This window comes from Nocardia sp. NPDC005998, assembly GCF_040614395.1.
In the GTDB taxonomy this organism is placed as follows: domain Bacteria; phylum Actinomycetota; class Actinomycetes; order Mycobacteriales; family Mycobacteriaceae; genus Nocardia.
Map to the genome: position 1 here is coordinate 16,098 of NZ_JBEXUI010000033.1, position 17,116 is coordinate 33,213.

Here is a 17,116-nt window from a genome sequence, read left to right on the forward strand (position 1 = left end):
GTTCGGGCGCCGCCGCCGTTGCGGGGTCAGTCGAGCTGGGACTGGTTGGCCGAGGTGGTCTTATGTTGCGCGGGCAGGAGGAGACGGACGAAATCGCGCACACGGCAGCCGAATTGGCGGCAAACGGCTGAACCGTCGAGGTCAGCGGTGCATGTATCCCAGTGTGATCGACGCGTCGTCCAGTCGTGGGGCGATGGATTCCCCGCCGAGTGCCTGCCGCAGTGTGGTCTGTTCGTCCTGGATGACGTGCATTACGGCGTTGATCAGCGCGAGGTGGGTGAACGCCTGGGGGAAGTTGCCCCAGTGCCGCCCGCTTCGGGGGTCGATCTCCTCGGCGTAGAGGCCGAGCGGGCTGGCGTAGGCGAGCAGTTTCTCGCACAGCTGTCTGGCTCGCTTCTTTTCGCCGATCTCCGACAGCGCCGAGACCAGCCAGAACGAGCAGATCGTGAAGGCGCCCTCTTCCCCTGTGCAGCCATCGTCGGTTTCGCCGACGCGGTAGCGCAATACGAGGTCGTCCTCGGTCAATTCGTCGGCGATGGCAAACACGGTATTGCGTACCCGGTCGTCGTCGGGGGGCAGGAAACGAACCAGCGGGATGAGCAGGGTCGAAGCATCCAGCGCCGTGCTGCCGTAGTACTGGGTGAACACCTGCCGGGAGTCGACCGCATGAGCGCATATGTCGGCATGGATTTCGTCTGCGGCCTCCTGCCAGCGATGCGCGCGTTCGAAGTCTTGGTGGATGCGGGCCAGCCGGGCACCGCGATCGGCGGCGACCCAACACATCACCTTGCTGGAGGTGAAGTGTTGGGGCTCCCCGCGTACTTCCCAGATGCCATGATCGGGCTTTCGCCAGTAGGTGAGGGCGCTTTTGACCGCCCGGCCCAGCACCGGCCAGGCTCGCGCGTCGATTTGGTCTTGGTTGCGCGCGTAGAGATAGACCGCGTCCAGCGCTGCGCCCCACACATCGTGCTGGCGTTGCCGGTACGCGTCGTTGCCGATGCGCACGGGTCCGGCATTTTCGTAGCCGCGCAGGTGCGTGAGGATCTGCTCGGTGAGGTCGCTTTCGCCGCCGATGCCGTAGACGATCTGCATGTCCCGGACGTTTTCGGTCAAGTTCATGATGTAGGAGAAGAAGTCGTTCGCCTCCCAGCTGAAGCCCAGCGTGTACAGGCCCCACAGTGCGAAGGCGGAGTCGCGCATCCACGAGTAGCGATAGTCCCAATTGCGTTGTCCGCCTGGGGTTTCGGGTAATGAGGTGGTTGCCGCGGCGCTGATGGCGCCGGTGGGCGCGAAGGTCAGCCCCTTGAGGGTCAGCGCGCTGCGGGTGAGCTGGGCGGCCCACGGATGGTCCGGAAACCGCCCCCCGGCCAGCCAGTGCCGCCAGTGGTGGATTGTCTGCAGCAGCCGTTCATCGGCCTCGTCGATGGCGCGGGGCGCGTCGCGACTGCCCCAGGCGAGCGCGCAAAAGCGTGTGTCGCCCGCCTTCAGCAGGGTCCGCGCAAGCGCGTGTGTACCCTCCAGCCCCAAGCGCATATCGGTGCTGAGCGTCAGCTGCAGATCGATCCCGTCGGCACTGGCCTGCGCGAGATGGTAACTGTCGAGGTACTCCCAGCGGGCAAGATGTCTGCCGTAGTCGAAGGACGGCTGGCAGTCGAGCCCGAACTGGATCTGCCCGGTCTCACAGCGCACCGTCCGCAGCAGAATGTGCTGGGCGTCGTAGTCGGTGGGGGTTCGACGATGAGCGCTACGGCCGGGTACCTGGTGCCGCCACGGCCCGACTAGCAGCACATCGCGAACCGTCGCCCACCCTTCGCCACTGCGCCAACTCGTCTCCATGACCATCGTGCCGGGGACGTAGCGGCGATCGGTGGGCACCATAAAGTCGGCTGGGGCGAACCGAAACGAACCGGCGGAACGATCGAGTATCGCTGCGAAGACACTGGGGGAGTCCATGCGGGGCAGACACATCCACTCGATGGCTCCGCTGGGAGCGATAAGCGCGGTGACCTCGCAGTCGGAGATGAAGCCGTAGTCGTCGATGCGCGGGAACGCCGTGAGCTGCGGCGTGCGTTCGGTCTCGTCGTCCATGTGCTGCTCCCTCGAAATCTCGGCGCTGAGATCTGGCTGGCTACTCCACGCGATTGCCTGGTGAACCGCCTTCCTTCTCGACCGAACGGCGAGCGGAATCGGGGACGTGAGTGTTATGGCGCTTCCGAATAGCCCACCACCTCGTCGGCCATATCGGCAAGCCCGGAATTTGCTGAAACGTGACGAGGGAGGGGAGAGTCGTCCCGGATCCGATGAAGACCCTGCCCTCCCGCTTAGTGGAGAACGTCCCGGTTCACCGAAACCGGGATCCGCAAGTTCATCGACTCGGTCGGCGACAGATGTCGTCGCTGCAGATGCGCGATCCGACAAGGCAGATCTGTATCAGGAACTCCGCCTACGAACAGTCCGCCCTCGGCGACGTTATGCCAATACCTGCTTTCTGGCCGACAGCGGCAGCGGCGGAATGAGTTTCGTCCAGAATTCGCGGCGGACCGCATCCCATAGCTTCGCCAGCTCCGGAAAGAGTTCTCGCGCCCGCGCGAGATCCGGGTAGTTGCTCGGGCAGAAGGAAGCGACCGGCGAAGCGTTGGATGCATTGTCCACGGCGATAATTGCGATCAGATGATGCTGAACCAAGCGCCACGTCACACAGAATCCGTCGACCTCTGTTCGGCGAAGATCCTCATCCATCTTCGATGCCCTTCCGTCGTCGGCTCCCCTCGTGCATTTGGCGACCGCTATGAACCGGCCGCAGTTGGCTATGCGCCGCCATCTCGGCTGGCGACTCAGCACGGCCGCGGGTGCACCACCGGAGGTGCTCCGAAGGCCGGGTCGGATTCTCGGACATAGGGGAATTCCTGCTTCGATCGTGACGTCGGCGCGTCAAGGTGTCGGGTGGGGCAATTCACATGGCTTTTAACATAAGATATTAGAGGTCATAGTTCAAGCGGTCATCGTAAGGATCGCGTTACGGTTCGAGTCCAGCCAGGTCGCGCCTCGTCGGCTGACGGTTCGGCGGGTGGGTGTCGAAGTGGACGTGCGGCGGTGTGCGGGGTATTCCGCGCTCGTGGTGGTGCGGTCAGCGCTGGCTGCATCCACCGCCCCGGCCGATACGGCCAGGTGACCCCGGGTGCGGCGTATGGCCAGCGTACATCTAACTTTATAGTTCATATTTCAAGTGTTAGTTGGCTAGAATTGTGTTACGTCCCCGCCACCCGAGGAGTCGTGTTGTCCCAGCAGAAGAGGGTCGGATTGACCGCACTCGGTGCCGTGCTGTCACCGCTCGAGGGTGGCGGTCCGAAAACCGAGGCCGTGGTGCAGCGACTGTCTGCGGCGATCAGCCTCGGGGTGATGGTCGACGGCCAGCAGTTGCCGAGCGAGGTCGATCTCGCCAACCAGTTGGGTGTCTCGACCATGACTTTGCGGGAGGCGCTGGTCGTACTTCGGCAGCAGGGCATCGTCCACACCAAGCGCGGGCGCGGCGGCGGCAGCTTCATCAGCGCTTCGGCGGAGGTCTTCGAGAGCACCTCGCTGGCGCGGTTGCAACAGATGAGCATCCAGGAACTGCGCGATCTGGGGGACGAGCATTTCGCCGTTGCCGGAGCGGTCGCTGTATTTGCCGCGCGCCGCGGGTTGCAGGCCGATATAGCCCGGCTCCGTGCCCTGGCCGACCGGCTGAAGGACAGCACCGATCTCGTCTCGGCACGCCGGGCCGACAGCCGCTTTCATATCGAGATGGCGGTGTGCGCGCAGTCCACCCGGCTGACCCGCGCCGAGGTCGGTCTGCAGGCCGAGCTGTCCGCTCTGCTCTGGCTGCCGCGGCTGGAACTGGACCCAGCAGCCGAGGCGACCGTCCATTGTGATCTGGTGGACGCGATCGAACAAGAAGACGATGCTCGGGCGAGAGAACTGGCAGAATCGCAGGCGGAATCACGTATCCGCCGCCTCGTCGCCTTACGCTTGGAGCTCAGTGATTGATGAGGGATATCGATAACATTCCGGTCCGGGCGACCATCGAGTCGCTCGCTGATTCCGTCACAAAACTGGCCGACGAGGTCTACGTGTCGCTGAAAATCATCGGGACCGCGCTGACAAGCCTCTGGGATGGTCTCACCGAGAAGCCGCCCTTCGCTCCTCGGTCGACTGATCTGGCATCGCTGCGCGAGACCATTCTCGGCGAGCTGGAGCGGCGCGGAAGACTGTTCAACGGCGCAGGCGTCGTGATGGCCGACGGCGTTCTCGCCGATCGCCCTCGACACCTGGATTGGTGGCTTCCGGACGGGCACCGCCTGAACCTGGAAATGAATCCCGATAGTGAATACTTCTACGACTACACCAAAATGGACTGGTTCACGGTTCCCCGCGACCAGGGTCGGGGATGGGTACAGGGGCCCCACCTCGATTACGCGTGCACCGACGAGTACGTGTGCACATTTGCGATACCGGTGACGATGACGTCGGGAACTTTCCTCGGAATCGCCGGTGCCGATGTGCCGGTTGCCGCGATCGAGGAGGTCTTGCTACCGCGATTCCAGGCGTTCGACCAGCGGGTTGTGCTGGTCAATAGCGAAGGCCGCGTCATCATCGGGACCGATCCCGAATTCACGACCGGATCCAAGACGAGCCGGATGGACAGATCCGCTGCTGCAGTCCCGCTCGAGGTGGTGCCTTGGTCATTGCATGCGGTGGGACCCACCACATCCCACTGAGCCTTGCCGGATAGGGATCCTGCTTCGCGATCCCGGTATGCGCGGGCACCGAGCGGCGTCCATCGATCAGGCGTCGTGGAACACCACATTCTCACCGATGGCGCGGCGGCCGATGTGGAGACCGTTTGCGGGGAAGGACGGGTCGGGGTAGCCGACCGCCAGCCCACACAGCACCGAAAGCTCCGGTGGGATGGCGAGCTGTGCATGGACGATCTCGGGATACCCCGCGATCGAGACCTGAACGCATGTTCCCAGGCCCCGTGCCGTCAGGGCCAGGAGCAATGTTTGCAGAAACATCCCTACCCCAAGGGCATCGACGCTGCCGAGGTCGCGGTGCATGCAGACGATGCCGGCCAATGGTGCGCGGAAGAACTCCCAGTTGCGCAGTACCGCCTTCCGTCTGGCCTCGGTGTCTTCGCGAGCGATGCCCATCGACCCATAGACCTGGGCGCCCAGTTCCCGGCGCATGTGCGCGAAAGCATGGGGCAGGGGCGGGATTTTGGGCGGCCGACTGCGAGCCTCGTGCAGCAGGGCGGCCACGAGACGGTCGCGGACAGCTCCCGACGCGAATACCATCTGCCACGGCTGGATATTGGAGTTCGACGGCGCACGCACAGCAAGGGCGAGCGCTTCATCCACCAAACTTCTCGGCACCGGTCGATCAGGTAGGAACATCCGCGTCGAATGGCGCTCCCGGATCGCTTTCTCGAGGTCGAACATGGACTCCTCCCAACCTGGGCGCGGATAGCGGTCAGTTCGTCGATGAACTCCGTTGGGCCCGGTAGGTACTTCGGAACACACCGTGGTGAGTTCCTCGGTGTGGTTCCCGGCCGATGGGCCGCGCGGTGCCCGCGTTCAACTCCACAGCGTCACATGCACTTTCGGGCGGAACCGAGTGACGCCGACTCCGGATCCACGGATCATCGCCTGGATGCACCGCGGGGTGGTGATGAAGCGCAGTAGTTCCGACACCGCGGGCTGGCGGGTGTCGGGTGGCAGGGTGGTCGCGCACCACTCATCGGATACCTGCAGGCCCGCTCCCCTGATGTGGCTCAACCGACCGGCCGCGAGGTCGGAGGAGACGGCGAAGCCGATCGTCAGGGTGATGCCCCCGACCCGGCGGACCTCTTCCAGGGCGGCAGCGTCGCTCTGGAAGATCCGCTGGTGTGATTCGGGGATGGCCAACTCGCGCAGCATCGTCGCGATATGTCCGTCGACACTGCCGGCGCCGGGGCCCAGCATCCACTGCTGCTCCCGCAGCAGCGCCGGATGCGGCGCGGTGTCCGCAAGCGGGCTGTCGGGGCGGGCGACCGAAATGATCTGATACTTCAGGAACGGCCGGGTGGTGATGGTCGTGTCGGTGTCGTTCTGCCCAGGGCCCAGCGCGATATCCACCGCACGGGTCTCGATCAGGCTGCGGAACTGGCTGGTGGGATGAACGCTCAGCTCGACCGACAGATCCTTCGCCCGCGCCGCGAACAGGTCGATGAGGCCGGGCGCGGCATGTTCGGCGAACCCGCTCGATGCCGCGATGCGCAGCAGCCGTCGGCCGTGCGCAGCCTCGCTCACCTCGATGGCGGTCTGGCGCTGCAGTCCGAGAATCTCGATCGCCCGGCTGGCCAGGCGCAACCCACCGGGCGTGAAGGCCAGACCGGCCGCCGTGCGGGTGAACAGCGGGTCATCGAGCTCTTTACGCAGCTGGGCGATATGCGTCGAAACACCGGCGTCGGACATCCCCAGCTCTCTGGCCGCCGCATGGACGGAGCCGAGCCGCACCACGGTCGAGTAGGCCCGAAGCTGGGCGGGCGTCACAATCCGAGTCTAGTTTGGAGGTGGATGCGGCGCCCACAGCCGCATCGCGCCCAGAGGACGCGCCATGCAGGACGTGCTCACGGATCTGATGACAACCTGGAACACCGGGGGTACGGCTGGTGTCGCGACGGTCGTGCGGACCTTCCGCTCGGCGCCGCGACCGCCTGGCGCGGCCATGGTCGTCGCCCCGGATGGGACAGTCGGCGGTTCGGTTTCCGGTGGCTGCGTCGAAGGCGCGGTCTACGAACTCGCCGCCGACGTCATCCGGAGCGGTCGCCCGGTGCTGGAGCGGTTCGGCTTCTCCGACGACGACGCCTTCGCCGTCGGCCTCACTTGCGGCGGCATCATCGATATCTTCGTCGAGGCGATCTCGCGGGAAACGTTTCCAGAACTCGGCGCGGTCGCCGCGGATATTGCCGCCGACCGGCCGGTCGCGATTGCGACCGTCATCGAGCACCCCGACGCCGACTGGGTAGGGCGACGGCTGCTGATCCGGCCGGGCACCGCGCACGGCACCTTGGGGTCGGCGCGCGCCGACGATGCGGTGATCGATGACGCACGCGGGCTGCTCGCGGCGGGCCGCAGTGAGGTGCTGTCCTACGGTCCGGACGGGCAGCGTCGCGGCGAGGGGATGGCGGTTTTTGTCGCCAGCTATGCCCGGCAGCCGCGGATGCTGGTGTTCGGGGCGATCGATTTCGCCGCCGCCGTCGCACAGCAGGGATCGTTCCTCGGGTACCGGGTGACGGTGTGCGACGCGCGGCCGGTCTTCGCCACCTCCGCCCGGTTCCCGACGGCCGACGAGGTCGTCGTCGACTGGCCGCACCGCTACCTGGCCGCGCAGATTGCGGCGGGCGCGATCGATTCGCAGACCGTCGTCTGCGTGCTGACCCACGATCCCAAGTTCGACGTTCCGCTGCTCGAGGTGGCCCTGCGCGCGCCGGAGATCGGCTATGTCGGCGCCATGGGGTCGCGCCGTACGCACGACGAGCGCCTGACCCGGCTGCGACAGGCGGGCCTCACCGACGAACAACTCGCCCGACTGGCCAGCCCGATCGGGCTGGATCTGGGCGGCCGGACACCCGAAGAGACGGCGGTGTCCATCGCGGCCGAGATCATCGCGCGACGCTGGGGCGGACACGGCCACTCGCTGACCCGGACCGGCGGTCGCATCCACCACAAGGCGCAAACAGCCAGTTAAGTGATTGCTTAATTCGGTCTTGACGATCGCATCAGCGGAGCAGAGGCTGAGCTTCTTCCCATTGATGTGAGGTAGATCACATGCAAGTTCCTGGGCCATTCGAATATGAGCGCGCAACTGGCGTGGATCACGCCATCGGACTACTGGACCGGCTCGGCGAGGAGGCGCGCATTGTCGCGGGTGGGCACAGCCTGCTACCGATGATGAAGCTGCGTCTGGCCAATCCGGAATATCTCATCGACATCAACGACCTGGCTGCCGAACTCGGATACATCGTCACCGATCCGACCCTGGTTCGCATCGGTGCGATGGTCCGGCATCGGCATTTGCTCGAGTCCGACGATCTCGCCGCGGTGTGCCCGATCTTCCGTGACGCCGAGCGCGTGATCGCCGATCCGGTCGTGCGCAACCGCGGCACCATCGGCGGCTCGCTGTGCCAGGCCGATCCCGCCGAAGATCTCTGCACGGTCTGCGCGGTGCTCGGCGCTACCTGCCTGGTGCGTGGACCGACCGGCGACCGGGAGATCGCGATGGACCAGTTCCTTGTCGGTCCGTACGAAACCGCGATGTCGCACAACGAACTTCTGATCGAGATCCGAATTCCCCTGCGGCATCAGACCTCGAGTGCCTACGTGAAGGTGGAGCGCCGGGTCGGCGACTGGGCGATCGCGGCGTCAGGCGCGACCGTGACACTGCACGGCGAGGCGATAGCGGCCGCGCGGATCGGCCTGACGGCGGTCAACCCCGATCCGGCGGCGCTCGCCGCCGCGGTGGACGCACTCATCGGTGAGCCGCCCACCGAAGACGTTTTCGCCGAGGCGGGCCGCCGGGCGAGCGCAGCGTGCTCACCTGTCTCCGATGCGCGCGGCAGCGCGGACTACAAGCGCCATCTCGCGTCCGAACTGACGATTCGCGCGCTGCGCACCGCGGTCGAGCGCGTACTCAACGAATCTGCGCTGGAAGGGAATTAGCCATGCAGGTAACCATGACCGTCAATGGCGAGCCGGTGACCGCAGAGGTCGAACCACGCACCCTGCTCGTGCACTTCCTGCGAGATCAGTTGCGGCTCACCGGAACCCATTGGGGCTGTGACACCAGCAACTGCGGCACGTGTGTGGTGGAGGTCGACGGCGAACCGGTGAAGTCGTGCACGATGCTGGCCGTGATGGCCGGTGGTCGTTCGGTGCGCACCGTCGAGGGGCTCGAGGTGGACGGCCAACTCGATCCCGTGCAGGAGGGCTTCATGCAGTGTCACGGGTTGCAGTGCGGATTCTGCACGCCAGGAATGATGATCACCGCCCGTGCCCTGCTCGACCGCAACCCCAATCCCGACGAGCAGACCATCCGGGAGGCGATCTCGGGCCAGATCTGCCGCTGCACCGGATATACCACCATCGTGCGGTCGATTCAGTGGGCCGCGGCCAAGCAACGAGGCGAAGCTGTGGAGCCCGAACCCGCCGCCACACCGACGCCGGTGGGGAGCACGTCATGACCACCGTCGAGTCCAGGCCCGAAGACCGAGTCGACAACGACCACAAGCCATGCGGTCACGGCAGGATGCTCCGCAAAGAGGATCCGCGGTTCATTCGCGGACGCGGCAACTACGTCGACGATGTCCAGCTGCCCGGCATGCTGCATATGGCGATACTGCGTTCCCCGTTCGCGCACGCGCGGATCGTGAGCGTCGATATCTCCGCGGCACAGGCACATCCGAAGGTCAAGGCGGTCGTCACCGGTGCGGACCTCGCGGCGAAGGGACTGGCCTGGATGCCGACGCTGTCCAACGATGTGCAGGCGGTGCTGGCGACGGACAAGGTCCGGTTCCAGGGCCAGGAGGTGGCCTTCGTGGTCGCCGAGGATCGCTACTCCGCGCGTGATGCGTTGGAGCTGATCAACGTCGAGTACGAGATGCTCGATCCGGTGATCGACGCCCGGACCGCACTGGCGCCCGAGATGCCGGTGATCCGCGATGATCTCGACGGCAAGCGGGACAACCGGTGCTTCGACTGGGAGACCGGCGACGCCGCGGCGACCGCGGCGGTGTTTGCGCGCGCCGACGTCGTCGTCAAGCAGGAGATGGTCTATCCGCGAGTGCATCCCGCCCCGATGGAGACCTGTGGCGCCGTCGCGGATCTCGACCCTGTGACGGGGAAGCTCACGCTGTGGTCGACGAGCCAGGCGCCGCATGCCCACCGCACGCTCTACGCGTTGGTGGCAGGACTGCCCGAGCACAAGATCCGGGTGATCTCACCCGATATCGGCGGCGGGTTCGGCAACAAGGTGCCCATCTATCCGGGATACGTCTGCGCCATCGTCGGGTCGCTGTTGCTGGGGAAACCGGTGAAGTGGATGGAGGATCGCAGCGAGAATCTCACCAGCACCGGATTCGCCCGCGACTACATCATGGTGGGCGAGATCGCCGCCGACGCCGACGGCAAGATTCTCGCCATTCGGTCGACCGTGCTCGCCGATCACGGCGCCTTCAACGGACAGGCCGCGCCGTTGAAGTATCCGGCCGGCTTCTACGGCGTCTTCACCGGTAGCTACGACATCGAGGCCGCCTACTGCAAGATGACCGCGGTCTATACGAACAAGGCCCCCGGCGGCGTTGCCTACGCGTGCTCGTTCCGGATCACCGAGGCCGTGTACTTTGTCGAGCGATTGGTGGATTGCCTCGCCTACGAACTGAAGATGGATCCGGCCGAGCTACGGCTGCGGAATCTCCTTCGCCCCGAGCAGTTCCCTTACACGAGCAAGACCGGCTGGGTCTACGACTCCGGCGACTACGAGAAGACCATGCGCCTGGCGATGGATATGATCGGCTACGACGCCTTGCGAAAAGAACAGCAGGACAAGCGCGCCCGCGGTGAGTTGATGGGCATCGGGATGTCCTTCTTCACCGAGGCGGTCGGCGCGGGTCCGCGCAAGGATATGGACATCCTCGGACTCGGGATGGCCGACGGGTGCGAGCTGCGTGTCCATCCGACCGGCAAGGCCGTTGTGCGCCTATCGGTTCAGACCCAGGGGCAAGGGCACGAGACGACGTTTGCCCAGATCGTCGCCGAGGAACTGGGCATACCACCCGACGACATCGACGTCGTGCACGGCGACACCGATCAGACTCCGTTCGGCCTCGGCACCTACGGCACCCGGTCGACACCGGTCTCGGGCGCCGCTGCCGCACTGGTGGCGCGGAAGGTGCGCGACAAGGCGCGGATCATCGCGTCCGGCATGCTCGAGGTTTCCGTCGCCGATCTCGAGTGGGAGAAGGGGTCGTTCCACGTCAAGGGCGATCCGTCCGCGGCCGTGACGATCCAGCAGATCGCGATGCGTGCACACGGCACCGGTGATCTGCCCGAGGGCATCGAGGGCGGACTCGATGCGCAGATCTGTTACAACCCAGAGAATCTCACCTACCCGTATGGTGCGTACTTCTGCGTCGTCGATATCGACCCGGGGACGGCCGTGGTAAAGGTCCGGCGCTTCCTAGCTGTCGACGACTGCGGCACCCGGATCAATCCGATGATCATCGAGGGCCAGGTGCACGGCGGACTCACCGACGGCATCGGCATGGCGCTGATGGAGATCATGGCCTTCGATGAGGACGGCAACTGCCTCGGCGGATCCCTGATGGACTACCTCATTCCAACGGCGCTCGAGGTTCCGCATTTCGAGACCGGGTATACGGTCACCCCGTCGCCGCACCACCCGATCGGCGCGAAAGGCGTCGGCGAGTCGGCCACGGTCGGATCACCGCCCGCGGTGGTCAATGCGGTGGTGGATGCGTTGGCGCCGTTCGGGGTTCGGCACGCCGACATGCCGCTGACGCCGTCGCGGGTGTGGGAGGCGATGCAGGGCCGGGCCACACCGCCCATCTGAGTGGGTGCGAGCGATGGGATCACCGATGAAGATGACCGAGCGTGCACAGCAGTTGGTCCGCACCCGGACGCCGTTCGTGCACGCGACCGTCGTGCGCGCGCAGCAGCCGACCTCGGCGCACGCCGGGGACGAGGCGATCCTGTTGCAGGACGGGACGATCGAAGGATTCGTCGGCGGCCAGTGCGCCCAGAACTCGGTCCGCAAGGCGGCGCTGGGTGCCCTGCAGTCGCACGAGAGTGTGCTGCTGCGCGTGCTGCCCGACGGCGATCTGCATTTTCCCGAAGCGCCCGGCGCGGCGGTGGTGGTGAATCCCTGTCTGTCCGGGGGAGCGCTGGAGATATTCCTCGAGCCGCAGATCCCGGCGCCGCTGATGCGGATCTGCGGCGCGACACCCATCGCCGACGCCCTGGCCGACGCGTGCGAACTGGTGGGCTTCGGGGTGCAGCGCAGTGCTGCCGAAGCCGACTCGCTGGATGCGCTTGCCGATACCACGGCGGTGGTGATCGCCAGTCATGGTGGCCCGGAAGCCGAAATGATCCGCGTCGCGCTCGACGCGGGTGTGGGGTATGTCGGGTTGGTGGCCAGCAGGATTCGGGGCGCGTCGATCCTCGACGAACTCGAATTGACCGACGCCGAACGGGCTCGCGTGCACACCCCGGTGGGTTTGCCCATCGGCGCAAAGACGTCCGCGGAGATAGCCGTCTCGATTGTCGCGGAAGTGATCCAGGCGGTCCGCAAGGGTGGTTTGGCCGTCACGCCCCGCGCGGGGAATGTCGCGGTCGAGGCGCTCGATCCAGTGTGCGGCATGACCGTGGCGGTCGGGCCGGACACACCGCATCTGACCGTCGACGATATCGACTACTGGTTCTGCAGTTCCGGCTGCCGCGATTCCTTCGCAGCGACGAAGACGGGCCCATGACGAGCGGGGTCGTCACCGGAGTGGTACTCGCCGCGGGCACCTCACGGCGTCTCGGTACTGCGAAACAGTTACTGCCGTACCGGAATACAACGGTTCTCGGCGCCACCCTCGACGTGGTTCGATCGTGCGCCTTCGATCAGATCATCGTCACGCTCGGCGGCGCGGCGGTGGCGGTGCGCCAACAGGTCGATCTCACCGGGGTGGAGGTTGTCATGGCCGATGACTTCGATTCGGGCTGTTCGTCGTCGCTGCGTTCGGCACTGACCGCGGTGCATCCCCGGGCCGCTGGAATCGTGCTGATGCTCGGTGATCAACCGGGTCTGTCGGCGGCGACCGTCGACCGGCTGATCGCCGAGGGAATCTCCGCCGCGATCACGGTCTGCCGCTATCACGACGGTATCGGGCATCCATTCTGGCTGAGTCGCAGCGTATTCGGCGAGTTGGCCCGATTGCACGGCGACAAGGCCGTATGGAAGATCGTCGAGTCGGGCCGCGTCCCGGTGTCTCGACTCGACGTCGACGCACCGATGCCCCTGGACGTGGACACCTGGGACGACTACGAGCGCCTGCGCGCCGCGACGTCGCCATGATGTCGCCGTTCGACGATATCGAGGACGTGGTGCGACGCTTCGACGCCGACGACTACCTGCTCGATACCGGCACCGCCGCCGCCTTCTATCTGGCCACCACGCTGGGGCGGCCACTGCTGCTGGAAGGCGAACCGGGCGTGGGCAAGACGACGGCGGCGAAGACTCTGGCCACCGTGCTCGGCGCACCGCTGATCCGCCTGCAGTGCTACGAGGGCCTTACCGTGAGCGAATCGCTGTACGACTGGAATTACCAGCGTCAGCTGCTCAGCATCCGCCTCGCCGAGGCGCGCGGCGCCGCCCTCACCGAAGCTGACCTGTTCACCGAGGCATACCTGGTCGACCGCCCGATCCTGCGCTGTGTGCGATATCGCGGCCCGACGCCCCCGGTGCTGTTGATCGACGAAATCGACCGTGCCGATGACGAATTCGAAGCCCTACTGCTCGAATTTCTCGGTGAGGCCACGGTGACCGTTCCCGAGCTCGGGACCTTTGTTGCCGAGCACCCTCCGCTGGCGGTATTGACCTCGAATCGCAGTCGCGATCTGCACGACGCGCTTCGGCGGCGCTGCCTCTACCACTGGATCGACTACCCGGAACCGGCCCGTGCGGTGGCGATCGTGCGACGCACCGTGCCCGGGGCAACCGATGCGTTGATCGAGCACGCCACCCAATTCGTCGGTCGCGCCCGCGATCTCGATCTCGACAAGCCCCCCGGCGTCGCCGAAACCATCGACTGGATTGCCGCGCTGGTGACGCTCGGCGTCGCCGATCTCACCGCGCCGGAGGCGGTCGCGGCGCTGAGCGCACTCGCGAAGACACCCGACGACCGCGCCACCGTCCGCGGGGCATTCGTCGAATTCACCCAGAGCCTGGCTACCGGATGAGAGGGATACTCCGATGAAGATCGCCAATGAGTTCACCGTCCACGCACCGGTCGAGCAGGCATGGGCGGTACTGACCGATCTCGAACAGGTGGTTCCGCTCATGCCCGGCGCGCAGATGGTCGGCTGGGAGGGCGAGGACTTCCTCGGCAAACTGAAGGTCAAAGTCGGCCCGGTGACCAGTGAATTCACCGGGAAGGCGAATTTCGTCGAGCGCGACGAACACGACCATCGCGCCGTCATCAACGGCAGCGGCCGGGATTCACGCGGATCCGGAAACGCGGCGGCGACCATCACCACGCAATTGCGCGAGGACGGCGACCAGACGCGCGTCACCGTGGACACCGACCTCAAGATCGTCGGCAAGCTCGCCCAGTTCGGCAGCGGGATGTTGCAGCAGGTGTCGGAGAAGATGATCGGTCAATTCGTGGCATCTCTGGAAGCGAAACTCGCAGCGGGCGATTCGGCCGCCGCAGCAGCGGCAGCCGGGCCGGACAGCCGAGCAGCGCGGCCGCAACCGGTTGCGCAAACCGAGCCCGAGCCGCTCGATCTCGTCGAGCTCGTCGGGCCCGCGATGATCAAGAAGTATGCGCCCGCGATCGCGGTTGTACTCGCGGCCGTGCTCGGAATCATCCTGGTGCGCAGGCAGATGCGCGGGAAGCGATGACGCGAGCGGTATTGCTGCGCGGCGTCGATCTGGCGGCATTCGCTGTCGCGGTGGTCGCGCGGCTGCGCCGTGGTGGCGTCGCGGTGGCGCCGAGCGGGCCCGCGCTCTTCGTGCAGGCCTTGCGTCGCATGGCGCCGCGCTCGCGCACCGAACTCTACTGGGCTGCACGACTCACGCTCGTCGATCGCATGCAGGATCTCGGCGCCTTCGACGCGGTCTTCGCGGCGGTGTTCGCCGATGCGGTGCTGGGTGTGGACCCGCCGAGCCGAACCCATGGACTGCCGGCCGAACGCGGGTCGGCGCCGGGTCCGGGCGGTCGGGGACAGTCTCGGCAGGGCGGTGAAGTCCCTTGGGCGACGCTGCAATCAGCGATTGGTGCCGACCACTCGACCGACCAGGGGGTGGCGCTGCCCGACGTGCTGCCGAGCCGGTTCGCGGCACGCGCACAGGAACCGTTCGCTCGCTTCGATCCGGACGATCTGCGCACGGTCGGCGCCTGGCTGGAGCAGGCGTCGGCGCGCTGGCCGCAGCGCCGCAGTAGGCGTTACGCGAACCATCCGCACGGTAAGCGGATCGACTTCCGGGCCACGATGAACAACTCCCGCCGCACCGGCTGGGAGTCGGCGGTGCTGGTCCGCACCCGTCCCCGCCGCCGCCCACGCCGAATCGTCATGATCTGCGACGTCAGCCGCTCGATGCAGCCATATTCGACGATTTACCTGCACCTGATGCGCGCCGCAATGCAGCGCCGTTCGCCCGATCACCCCGAGGTGTTCGCCTTTTCCACCTCGCTGACCAGGCTGACCTCGGTGCTGGCACACCGTTCCCCGGATGTCGCGGTGGCCCGGGCCGACGACAAGGTTGTCGACCGCTACGGCGGCACGCATATCGGCCGATGCCTGGGCACGCTGCTTGCAACTCCGTCCGGCAACGCGGTGCGCGGCGCCGTCGTCGTCATCGCATCCGACGGCTGGGACAGCGATGCGCCCGATGTCCTCGCCCGTGCGATGGCCCGGATCCGACGCCGGGCTTGGCGGGTCATCTGGCTCAATCCCCGTGCCGGCGACTCCCGATTCCAGCCGACCACCGGTGCAATGGCGGCGGCCCTGCCGTACTGCGACATCATGATGCCCGCACACACGCTGGCGGGTATGCACGCGTTCATGCAAGCCCTGGCATCGACGATTGTCACCTGATGCAAGACCGACCCGTCGACAGTATCGCTCGGCTTATGATTCTCACGGCATCGTTTTGGACCGGTGCCTGTGCACTGGGGCGTGCGACGCCGCTGGTGCCCGATACCCGTTCGAGAATTCCCGGCGCGGCTGCCTCGATCCTGCTGCGGTGAGGTTGCCAACGCCGCCGCTTCCCAGGGAAAGCGAGGATACCGATGTCTACTCATCAGGCTGTTCACGTGGAGTCCGCCGGTGCGGCGTTGAAACTGGTCGATGTCGAAACCACGTCACCGCCTCGCGACCACGTGCGCCTCGCGGTCTCCGCATGCGGGATCTGCGGCACCGACCGTGCGTTCGTCGGCGGCGCGTTCCCGAACTTGTCGTGGCCGCTGACGCCGGGGCATGAGATCGCGGGCACGATCGCCGAACTTGGTCCAGGTGTCGACAACTACGCCGTTGGAGACCGTGTCGCAGTGGGCTGGTTCGGTGGGCATTGCGGTAAGTGCGTCCCATGCCGGAAGGGTGACTTCATCAACTGCCGGAACATTCAGGTCCCCAGCTGGCAGTACCCCGGCGGATACGCCGAGTCGGTGACCGTTCCGGCCAATGCGCTGGCCCGCATCCCTGATGAGCTCTCCCTGGGCGAGGCCGCGCCGATGGGTTGTGCCGGAGTGACCACATACCACGCGCTTCGCGAAACCAGGGCGATGCCCGGCGACCGCGTCGCCATTCTGGGGATCGGTGGCCTGGGCCACCTCGGCGTGCAGTTCGCCCGCGCGATGGGCTTCGAGACGATTGCGATCGCCCGCGGCGCGGACAAGGCTGAGGACGCCCGCGCGCTCGGCGCCCACCACTACATCGACTCGACCGCAGGCGACGTCGGTAAAGCGATGCGCAGACTCGGCGGTGCGTCGGTCGTGCTGGGGGCCGTGGGCAGCGCCACGGCGATGGCCGAAACGGTCGGTGGACTGCTACCGCGCGGTGAGCTGATCGCCATCGGCATCAGCGCCGAGCCATTGCCGATCAGCCCGACGCAGCTGATCACGACCGGACTCAGCGTCACCGGGCACGCCTCCGGCACTGCCCGCGATATCGAGGAAACGATGCAATTCGCGGTCCTATCCGGCGTGCGCACGCGAATCCAGGAACGGTCACTGGATCAAGCCGCCGAGGCATATGCCGCCATGGAACAGGGACGGGCCCGATACCGCATGGTCCTCACGGTCTGACCGATCAGG

The 17,116-nt window shown here is 66.1% G+C and carries 16 protein-coding genes; 12 read left to right on the plus strand and 4 right to left on the minus strand.

The features are described from left to right. Window positions 1–141: 141 nt before the first annotated feature. Both ABZ293_RS31770 and ABZ293_RS31775 read right to left on the minus strand, forming a co-directional pair. Window positions 142–2,088 carry a glycoside hydrolase family 15 protein gene (locus ABZ293_RS31770; RefSeq protein WP_355186671.1) on the minus strand — a complete coding sequence of 649 codons (1,947 nt, stop codon included), beginning with the start codon at window positions 2,086–2,088 and terminating at the stop codon, window positions 142–144. Window positions 2,089–2,469: 381 nt separating this feature from the next. Next, window positions 2,470–2,739 (minus strand): hypothetical protein, encoded by a 270-nt coding sequence (locus ABZ293_RS31775; protein WP_354960772.1) that lies wholly within the window; start codon window positions 2,737–2,739, stop codon window positions 2,470–2,472. A gap of 537 nt (window positions 2,740–3,276) precedes the next feature. Between ABZ293_RS31775 and ABZ293_RS31780 the strand changes: the two genes are divergently transcribed. Then, complete coding sequence (locus ABZ293_RS31780) at window positions 3,277–4,026, plus strand: GntR family transcriptional regulator (protein WP_355186673.1); 750 nt, start codon at window positions 3,277–3,279, stop codon at window positions 4,024–4,026. After that, window positions 4,026–4,757 carry a cache domain-containing protein gene (locus ABZ293_RS31785; RefSeq protein WP_355186675.1) on the plus strand — a complete coding sequence of 244 codons (732 nt, stop codon included), beginning with the start codon at window positions 4,026–4,028 and terminating at the stop codon, window positions 4,755–4,757. Before ABZ293_RS31780 ends, ABZ293_RS31785 begins: the two co-directional genes overlap by 1 nt. Window positions 4,758–4,823: 66 nt before the next feature. Here ABZ293_RS31785 and ABZ293_RS31790 read toward each other — a convergent pair whose 3' ends face one another. Continuing rightward, complete coding sequence (locus tag ABZ293_RS31790; RefSeq protein WP_355186677.1) at window positions 4,824–5,477, minus strand: nitroreductase; 654 nt, start codon at window positions 5,475–5,477, stop codon at window positions 4,824–4,826. A 135-nt stretch (window positions 5,478–5,612) separates the two neighbouring features. Next, the gene (locus tag ABZ293_RS31795; RefSeq protein WP_355186679.1) at window positions 5,613–6,569 is read right to left on the minus strand and encodes a LysR family transcriptional regulator; all 957 of its coding nucleotides are present in this window, start codon (window positions 6,567–6,569) and stop codon (window positions 5,613–5,615) included. Window positions 6,570–6,633: 64 nt separating this feature from the next. On the opposite strand from ABZ293_RS31795, the gene ABZ293_RS31800 reads away from it, so the two are divergent. The 10 genes from ABZ293_RS31800 to ABZ293_RS31845 all read left to right on the plus strand — a co-directional run bounded on the left by ABZ293_RS31800 (window position 6,634) and on the right by ABZ293_RS31845 (window position 17,107). Beyond that, window positions 6,634–7,767 (plus strand): XdhC/CoxI family protein, encoded by a 1,134-nt coding sequence (locus ABZ293_RS31800; protein ID WP_355186681.1) that lies wholly within the window; start codon window positions 6,634–6,636, stop codon window positions 7,765–7,767. A gap of 80 nt (window positions 7,768–7,847) precedes the next feature. Next, window positions 7,848–8,738: a xanthine dehydrogenase family protein subunit M gene (locus tag ABZ293_RS31805; protein WP_355186683.1), complete on the plus strand. Its 891-nt coding sequence runs from the start codon at window positions 7,848–7,850 to the stop codon at window positions 8,736–8,738. A gap of 2 nt (window positions 8,739–8,740) precedes the next feature. Further along, window positions 8,741–9,259, plus strand: a complete 519-nt coding sequence (locus tag ABZ293_RS31810; protein WP_051183382.1) for a (2Fe-2S)-binding protein — start codon at window positions 8,741–8,743, stop codon at window positions 9,257–9,259. Further along, the gene (locus ABZ293_RS31815) at window positions 9,256–11,646 is read left to right on the plus strand and encodes an aerobic carbon-monoxide dehydrogenase large subunit (protein WP_355186685.1); all 2,391 of its coding nucleotides are present in this window, start codon (window positions 9,256–9,258) and stop codon (window positions 11,644–11,646) included. The genes ABZ293_RS31810 and ABZ293_RS31815 overlap by 4 nt, the downstream gene beginning before the upstream one ends. A 25-nt stretch (window positions 11,647–11,671) precedes the next feature. Then, the gene (locus ABZ293_RS31820) at window positions 11,672–12,565 is read left to right on the plus strand and encodes an XdhC family protein (RefSeq protein ID WP_355186687.1); all 894 of its coding nucleotides are present in this window, start codon (window positions 11,672–11,674) and stop codon (window positions 12,563–12,565) included. Further along, complete coding sequence (locus ABZ293_RS31825; protein WP_355186689.1) at window positions 12,562–13,155, plus strand: NTP transferase domain-containing protein; 594 nt, start codon at window positions 12,562–12,564, stop codon at window positions 13,153–13,155. The genes ABZ293_RS31820 and ABZ293_RS31825 overlap by 4 nt, the downstream gene beginning before the upstream one ends. Then, entirely contained in the window at window positions 13,152–14,039 is an 888-nt protein-coding gene (locus ABZ293_RS31830) for a MoxR family ATPase (protein ID WP_355186691.1), read from the plus strand. The genes ABZ293_RS31825 and ABZ293_RS31830 overlap by 4 nt, the downstream gene beginning before the upstream one ends. A 13-nt stretch (window positions 14,040–14,052) precedes the next feature. Beyond that, window positions 14,053–14,703, plus strand: a complete 651-nt coding sequence (locus ABZ293_RS31835) for an SRPBCC family protein (protein ID WP_355186693.1) — start codon at window positions 14,053–14,055, stop codon at window positions 14,701–14,703. Beyond that, complete coding sequence (locus tag ABZ293_RS31840) at window positions 14,700–15,899, plus strand: VWA domain-containing protein (RefSeq protein WP_355186695.1); 1,200 nt, start codon at window positions 14,700–14,702, stop codon at window positions 15,897–15,899. The genes ABZ293_RS31835 and ABZ293_RS31840 overlap by 4 nt, the downstream gene beginning before the upstream one ends. A 194-nt stretch (window positions 15,900–16,093) precedes the next feature. After that, a complete protein-coding gene (locus tag ABZ293_RS31845; RefSeq protein WP_355186697.1) occupies window positions 16,094–17,107 on the plus strand; it encodes an alcohol dehydrogenase catalytic domain-containing protein in 1,014 nt (337 codons plus the stop codon). Window positions 17,108–17,116: the final 9 nt, after the last annotated feature.